Source organism: Aeromicrobium sp. CnD17-E (assembly GCF_024124745.1).
Taxonomy (GTDB): Bacteria; Actinomycetota; Actinomycetes; order Propionibacteriales; family Nocardioidaceae; genus Aeromicrobium.
Map to the genome: position 1 here is coordinate 1 of NZ_JAMXRU010000139.1, position 6,796 is coordinate 6,796.

A 6,796-nucleotide genomic window follows, 5' to 3' on the forward strand; every position below is an offset into this window, starting at 1 on the left:
GACCGGCAGCCACGCCGGGGTGCCGTCGTGCTCGGCGACCGTGACGCCGGCGGCCGGTGCGTTGTTCGGGAACGGCCAGGCGCTGCCGCCGGCGCCCACGGCGCCGCCGTCGCAGCCGGTCTGCGGGACCTCGAAGCCGAGGGTCTGCAGCTCCGGGTCCTCCTCGTCTCCGGCGATCCCGACGGCCAGGAGGGCGTCGCGCGGGGTCTTCACGGTGCGCTGCTGGCCGGGCGCCAGCGTGAGCTGTCCGTCGGCGCGCTCGGCGTCGCCGTCGCCGTAGAGGAACTCGATCGGGGTGCCGGCGATGTTGCGCACCGTGAAGCTGCAGGGTGCGGTGCTCACCGTGAACAGCTCGCTCTCGCAGTCCTCGCCGCTTGGGACGTCCCAGGTGGTGACGGCGCCGTCGGCCACGGTCACGTCGGCGCGCGGCTCGGCGACGATCGTGACGTCGAGGAAGCCGCCGGACGTCAGCGCCGAGGCTCGGTAGGTGCCGGCCTCGATCGGCTCGGTGTTCTCGGTGTCGCCGAAGTAGGCGAGCCCGTAGTCGAAGGAGTCCGAGCGCGGCACGACCACGGTGCAACCCTGGACGACGACGGGCGGCGGCGTGACGCCGTCGGGCTCGTCCTGGGCGGTGACCGTGATCGTCGTGGCCGACGTGGTGCCGGTGGAGTCGGTGGTCTCCAGGCCGAACGTGAGCGACTCGCCGGCCGCCGGACCGGCGACCCGCTGGGTGCCGGAGGGGTCGAGCGTGCCCGACCAGCCGGTGCCCGTGGCGGTCACGGTGGGCGTCTCGGTGCTGGTGACGTCCCAGACGATGTCGAGCTCCTCGTCGGGCTGCAGCGTCAGGTCGGTCGAGGAGCCGTTGACGGTGAACTCCTGGATCACCGGCGCGGCGGCCGCCGGAGCGGCGAGACCGACGAGGCACAGCAGAGGTGCCAGGAGGAGGGACAGGACGAGTCGGCGCATGGGTCGGCTCACTTCGATCGGGGGACGGTGAGGACATCCGATCACATCCGCGCGATTCTTGGCCAATTCTTCAGAAAGATCCTGCTGACAGGATGACGTCCGTGCGCCCCCGACCGCTCCAGGCCGTCATCGTGCTGCTGCCCCTGGTGGCCCTCGCGCGCGGCATCGACCTGCTGAGCCTGGTGGTGCTGCTCGGGGTGGCGGCGTGGTTCGGCGTCCGCCGCGACGCCGCCTGGACCGACGCCGTGGGCCGCGCGATCGACCTGTCGCTCGCCGGCCTCGTCGGCATCGCGTTGCTGCTCGGGACCGTCGCGGTGCTGCCGCGGGCGCTCCACGAGGGGCTCACGGTCACCCTGGCAGGGGCGTGGGTCGTGGCCGTCGTGGTCACCGCGGGCCTGGCCCTCACGACGGTGGACCAGCCGCGGTGGCGACCCCTGCTGCGCCGGGTGCTCGACGCCCGCACCTAGCCGACCTGGGCGCGGAGGCGCGGCCGAGTCAGGCCGTCTCGCCGGCGAGCTCCTCGGGGGAGCGCAGGACGCAGAACTCGTTGCCCTCGGGGTCGGCCAGCACGACCCAGCCCGTCCCCGGGCCGTGGATGCCGCGCCGGTCGGCCACCTGGGTGGCGCCGGCCGCGACGAGCCGGGCCACCTCGGTGTCGCGGGTGCCGGCACGCGGGCGCAGGTCCAGGTGCAGGCGGTTCTTCACCGGCTTGGTCTCGGGCACCTCGATGAACAGCAGCTCGTGGCCGGTCTCGGGGTCGAGGATCATGTACTCCTCGTGGCCGGGCTCGTTGGGGTCGTCGGCGACGTCGACGTAGCCGAGCACCAGCTTCCAGAACTCGCTGAGCGCGTACGCGTCGGAGCAGTCGACGGAGGTGTGGGAGACGAACGACGTCATGACGTCCTTCCTCCCACACCTCCGCCCGGGTGTCGAGGGCTACTGCTTCCGCTCGGTGAACGCGACCGACGCCGAGACGCCGGTGTAGCCGTCCTGCGGCCGCGTGCTGCTGAAGCCGACGGCGGCGATGTTGCGCAGGCTGGTGAACACGTCGTCCTGCTCGACGTCGGGCTCGGCCTTCGCGACGGCGTCGAGGATCGCGCCGACGTCGACGAACAGTCCACCGCCCTCGCCGTCGCCGTCGATCACCGAGGAGAAGAGGTCGGTCCCGGCGAGGTCGCCGTCCTCGACGAGCTCCTTCGCGATCTTCGGCGAGGTCGCGATCGAGACCGCGTCGTCGCCCGTCGACGTGGCGAGCTCGACGCCGGCCAGACGCTGCAGCGACGCCGTGAGGCGGTCGGCGAGGTCGGCGGCCTTCGCCTCGTCGCCCTCCGTCACGAGGCCCACGGCCACGTCGGACGGGTCCGCAGGACCCTGCGGGCCGGCGATGTCCTCCAGGCCGTCCCGGCCGACGTAGACCGAGAAGGCGTCGCCGAGGAGCGTCACGAGGTCGTCCGGCAGCGTGACGTCGAGGGTCTTCTCGATCTCCTCGAGCGTCGCGTCGACGTCGGTGCTGCTCGGCGACGGCGGCGCCGTCTGCTGCTCCAGCTGGGCGAGGTACTCCTCCTCGTAGCCCTCCGGGTCGGCCGCGTACGCCTCGGCGTCGAACTCCGGCTGCGGGCTGGGCGACCCGAGACCGGGCACGGTGAAGAAGTCGCGGAGGCTGAGCAGGTCGCCGAGGCTGGACTTGATCTCGTCCCAGTTCTCCTCGACGGCCTTGCCGCCACCCGGGACGGTCAGCCCGACCACGGTGTCGTCGGGCAGGGCGCCGAGACCCCGGACCTCCGGCAGCTTCGTCGCCTTGTCGCCCTCGCGGGCCACGGCGTCGAGGGTCAGCGAGGTCGAGGAGGCGGAGAGGGCGAACGCCAGGCTGCTCGTCTGGTCGGCCACCGTCTCGAGGTCGGCCGCGTCCGGCCCGAGCACGTCGTCGATCCCGGCCTCCTTGATCGCCGCCAGACCGTCCTTCACGTCGACCCAGCCGGACAGGACGCCCTGCTCGTCGAGCGCGTCCTGGTCGCGCGTGAAGTCGGCCTCGTCGGCGAGGGACTTCGTCGACGCGGCCTTCACGGCGGCGTCGGCGCTCTTCTGGGTGGGGGTGACGATGGCGTAGCCGTCGAGGAAGCCGATGCCGAACTCCGCGTCGCTGCACGCGAAGAGCTTGCCGATGCCGGCCTTCGCGGCCTTCTCGTCCGTGACCTGCACGGCGATCCGCAGCGACTCCTCCTCGTCCTCGAGGTTGGGCCCGACGCCCAGGCCGATGCGCTCGCCGAGCCACGGCTCGACGTCCTTCGCGTAGTCGACGTCGTCGCAGCCCTCGAGCGCGTCCTGCAGCACGATCTTGCGCAGGTCGTCGCCCTCGTCCTTGATGCCGAGCTCCTGCGACAGCTCGGGCACGCGCCGCGCGAGCCGGAAGAGGTCGATCTTCTGGCTGGCCGACGGGTCGAGGTCGAGGCGGACGTAGGCGATGGTGTCGGCCGGGAGCACGTCGTGGGGCTGGGCGCCGCCTCCGGACAGCTGGGTCCAGGCGTAGGCGCCTCCGCCGACGGCGGCCACGGCGACGACCGCGCCGATGCCGAGCGCGATCTTCTTGCCGTTCCCGCCACCGGCGGCCGGTGCGGCCTCGGGTGCGGCGGGCTGCTCGACGGTGGCGTCAGGGGTCGCCGGTCCGTCGGGTGCGGGCGGGGGCGGGGGGCTGGTGGGCGTCTCGTCGCTCATGGGTCCTCCGAAGAATGGGTGCGTCGCAGCGTACCGATCCTCGACCCTGCCGCGAGCCAGAAGTGGGCAGGACGTACGAGACGTGTGCCACGTCGGCTGCAGAGAGCACAGAGGGCACGAATCCCAAGCCGGACGGTGACCACGGCAGTCCGCGTGAGCTGAACAGAAGCGGGAGCCCACTCCGCCAACCGAGCCCGGGCCGACCGATGGTGGTCGGAGCGATGAACCCTTCAGCCACGTGCTGGCGCAGGGGGAATCGCCAGTCTCTCGGCGTCGTCACGGGAGACGGTGTCACGCGAATCACGGATGATGGTGTCCGAACTGGGTCAAGCAAGGGGCTGCGAGGTACTGATGACGACATCTCGAGTGCGCGTCGCGGATGTCGTCGACTGGGGAGTTGAACAAGGGGTTTTCGTCCCGAGTCAAGAACCGGATGCCGTCGTCATCGCTTCTCGCGTGGCGCAGGAAGTGGTGTCGCTCTTTGAGCAGGCTCAGATGTATGGCGTGTTTCGGGACGATGGGCTGGACACCCCGATTGAGGACTGGTCGACGCTCGCGGAGCTGTGCGGCGACTTCGGGATCACTATCCCCGAGGGAGTTGATTTGCCGCAACCAGTGCTTCGAAGGCGCCTATCGGGTGCGATGCACGTCGTTGAGAAGGCGCCCGGCAGTCGGTGGCGAGCACGACTCTTCCGTCGGGGCGGATGAGATATTTGAGGGAGGCGACTGCTCGGGATGCCCGCACAGGCCGCGTGGTTCTCGATCCGCGCCCCCGCGGGGCCTGCGCCCGTGACAAGCCGCGTGCGAGACAGCCGTCCCTGGACTCTCGCACGAGGGCCCTTGAACTCAGGTCCCGAACTAACCGTCAGACTTGCCTGTTTGTGTGCCATGCGCCCATGATGCTCCCGTGACGACGACCCGGACGCCGCAGGCCGAGCGCACCGCGGCGATGCGGCTGCGGCTCATGGAGGCGACGGTCGAGTGCCTCGTGGAGCTCGGCTGGTCGGGTACGTCGACCACGGTCGTCTCGCAGCGCGCCGGGGTGAGCCGCGGCGCGCAGCTGCACCACTTCCCGAGCAAGCAGGCGCTGGTCGTCGGGGCGGTGGAGCACCTCACCGAGCGTCGCCGGCACGCGATGGCCGATGCGGTACGCACGCTGCCCGACGTCGGGCGGACACGTGCCGTCCTCGACGTGCTGGCCGCGCAGTTCACGTCGCCCGTCTTCTTCGCCGCGCTCGAGCTGTGGGTGGCCGCCCGCACCGACCCGGACCTGCGCGAGGCGGTCGCACCGCTGGAGCGTCGCGTGGGTCGGGAGACGCACGCGTACGCCCTCGAGCTGCTCGACGTCGACGAGCACCGTGGTCGCAACCGCGAGCTCGTCCAGGCCACGCTCGACCTGCTGCGCGGGCTCGGGCTCGCCGGCACCCTCACCGACGACAGCCGACGCCGGGCCGCCGTGCTCGACGCGTGGGCGGTCACCCTCGACACCGGACTGGAGCGCTGACATGTCATCCACGAGCCCACGGGAACGACTCGAGCAGGTGCTCGCCGACCTCGCCGCCGAGGGCGACCAGCTCGACGGCTGGGTCGACGACCTCCCGATCCAGGAGTGGGGTGCCGTCACGACGCCCGAGGGCTGGACCGTCGCCCACCAGGTCGGCCACCTGGCCTGGACCGACGAGACGTCGCTCGCGGCGGTCACCGACGCCGAGGCCTTCGGCGCGCTGCTCAAGGAGGCTGCGCAGGACCCCACCGGGTACGTCGACAACGCGGCCGACACCTGGGCCGCGAAGCCCGTGCCGATGCTCCTCGACGCCTGGCGCGCCGGCCGCGAGGCCCTCGCCGACGCGTTGCGTGCCGTGCCGGACGGCGAGCGGGTGCCGTGGTTCGGCCCGCCGATGAGCCCGACGTCGATGGCGTCGGCCCGGTTCATGGAGACGTGGGCGCACGCGCACGACGTCGCGGAGACGTTCGGCATCGAGGTGCCCCGGACCGACCGCGTCCGGCACGTCTGCCACCTGGGAGTCCGCACCCGCGGCTTCGCCTACGTGATGCGCGGCGAGGAGCCGCCGACGAGCGAGGTCCGGGTCGAGCTCACGGCGCCGTCGGGCGAGACGTGGACCTGGGGCGAGGAGGGCGCGGAGCAGCGGGTCACGGGCGACGCGTGGGACTTCGCGCTGCTCGCGACCCGGCGCCGGCACCGCGACGACGTCGACGTCCGGGCCGACGGCGCGGACGCCGACCACTGGCTCGACGTCGCGCAGGCCTTCGCCGGGCTCCCCGGTGCCGACCCGAAGCGGCTCTCGGAGCGCTGAGGCCCGAGCGCAGGCGCCTGCGTCATTCCCGCGACCGCGGTCGCGGCGTGCCCGGTACGACGGTGCGAGGGCTCGGCGCTGCCGCCGGGTGCCGGCGCACCTGCGGGGTGCGCGTGCGGATCGGGCGAGGTCGCACGAACGACGCCTCCATCCAGTGGGCTCGCTCGTCGCCGGTCCTCGGGTCCCAGAAGTCGCAGAGGATCAACGTCCCCGACCGGTGCGTGGCCCAGGCGGGCACGGTCTCCTTCACCTGGTCGCCGTCGTGCTGCCAGAGGCACCCCACCCACACGGGACGCGGCTGCGGGAGTGGCACGACGCCCGCGGTGGGCGCCGGCTGCTCGTTGACCAGGCTGCTCATGACGGCTCGCCGCCGTCCGCGCTGGCGGCCTGGTGCGTCGACCGGTCGCCGATCTCGTGAGGTGTCATCGGTGGGTCCCTGCTCCGAAAAGGGCGCGGCGGTCCCGGTGCCGTCGCGCTCCTCCCCACCCTGCGCGCGTCGAGGGCAGGTCGGACGGACCCGACCAGGACCTCAGTAGGTGCGAGGAGGAGAACGCGTAGCGCGCGATCCGCTTGTACGCGGATGCGGCAGGTCAGCGCGCGTCGCTGCCGCGCACTGCCGTGTCCAGGGCGACGACCAGCTCAGCCAGTCGGGCGCGCCCGCCCTGCGGGCTGGGGAGGACGAGAAGATCATCCCGGTCGCCCAGCAGCTCGAGCACGACGACGAGTACCCGACCGAGATCATCGAGGGACTCAAGGAGCTCGGCGTCTTCGGCCTGACGATCCCCGAGGAGTTCGGCGGACTC

The 6,796-nt window shown here is 72.2% G+C and carries 9 protein-coding genes; 5 read left to right on the plus strand and 4 right to left on the minus strand.

The genetic code is table 11. The features are described 5' to 3' along the window. The coding region (locus NH339_RS16770; protein ID WP_253027155.1) for a hypothetical protein at positions 1–966 on the minus strand (966 nt) is incomplete at its 3' end. Between the two features lie 101 nt (positions 967–1,067). Here NH339_RS16770 and NH339_RS16775 point away from each other — a divergent pair. Further along, a complete protein-coding gene (locus NH339_RS16775) occupies positions 1,068–1,433 on the plus strand; it encodes a hypothetical protein (protein ID WP_253027156.1) in 366 nt (121 codons plus the stop codon). Between the two features lie 28 nt (positions 1,434–1,461). Here NH339_RS16775 and NH339_RS16780 read toward each other — a convergent pair whose 3' ends face one another. Next, on the minus strand, positions 1,462–1,863 hold the full coding sequence (locus NH339_RS16780; protein WP_253027157.1) for a VOC family protein: 402 nt from the start codon (positions 1,861–1,863) through the stop codon (positions 1,462–1,464). Positions 1,864–1,902: 39 nt separating this feature from the next. Continuing rightward, positions 1,903–3,678, minus strand: a complete 1,776-nt coding sequence (locus tag NH339_RS16785; protein WP_253027158.1) for a DUF3352 domain-containing protein — start codon at positions 3,676–3,678, stop codon at positions 1,903–1,905. A gap of 351 nt (positions 3,679–4,029) precedes the next feature. Between NH339_RS16785 and NH339_RS16790 the strand changes: the two genes are divergently transcribed. From NH339_RS16790 to NH339_RS16800, 3 genes are all read left to right on the plus strand, one after another. After that, positions 4,030–4,386, plus strand: a complete 357-nt coding sequence (locus tag NH339_RS16790; RefSeq protein WP_253027159.1) for a hypothetical protein — start codon at positions 4,030–4,032, stop codon at positions 4,384–4,386. Between the two features lie 199 nt (positions 4,387–4,585). Then, positions 4,586–5,182, plus strand: a complete 597-nt coding sequence (locus tag NH339_RS16795) for a TetR/AcrR family transcriptional regulator (protein ID WP_253027160.1) — start codon at positions 4,586–4,588, stop codon at positions 5,180–5,182. A gap of 1 nt (position 5,183) precedes the next feature. After that, positions 5,184–5,993, plus strand: a complete 810-nt coding sequence (locus NH339_RS16800; protein ID WP_253027161.1) for a TIGR03084 family metal-binding protein — start codon at positions 5,184–5,186, stop codon at positions 5,991–5,993. Positions 5,994–6,015: 22 nt separating this feature from the next. On the opposite strand, the gene NH339_RS16805 is transcribed toward NH339_RS16800, so the two are convergent. Further along, positions 6,016–6,351 (minus strand): hypothetical protein, encoded by a 336-nt coding sequence (locus tag NH339_RS16805; RefSeq protein WP_253027162.1) that lies wholly within the window; start codon positions 6,349–6,351, stop codon positions 6,016–6,018. 178 nt (positions 6,352–6,529) lie between these two features. Between NH339_RS16805 and NH339_RS18950 the strand changes: the two genes are divergently transcribed. Next, on the plus strand, positions 6,530–6,796 hold a 267-nt coding region (locus tag NH339_RS18950), incomplete at its 3' end, for an acyl-CoA dehydrogenase family protein (protein WP_253027163.1).

What these genes read in the sequence shown, in the direction of transcription:
- NH339_RS16780 (WP_253027157.1), bottom strand. Translation starts at nt 1,863, where the DNA reads ATGACGTCGTTCGTCTCCCACACCTCCGTCGACTGCTCCGACGCGTAC.
- NH339_RS16785 (WP_253027158.1), bottom strand. Translation starts at nt 3,678, where the DNA reads ATGAGCGACGAGACGCCCACCAGCCCCCCGCCCCCGCCCGCACCCGAC.
- NH339_RS16790 (WP_253027159.1), top strand. Translation starts at nt 4,030, where the DNA reads ATGACGACATCTCGAGTGCGCGTCGCGGATGTCGTCGACTGGGGAGTT.
- NH339_RS16800 (WP_253027161.1), top strand. Translation starts at nt 5,184, where the DNA reads ATGTCATCCACGAGCCCACGGGAACGACTCGAGCAGGTGCTCGCCGAC.
- NH339_RS16805 (WP_253027162.1), bottom strand. Translation starts at nt 6,351, where the DNA reads ATGAGCAGCCTGGTCAACGAGCAGCCGGCGCCCACCGCGGGCGTCGTG.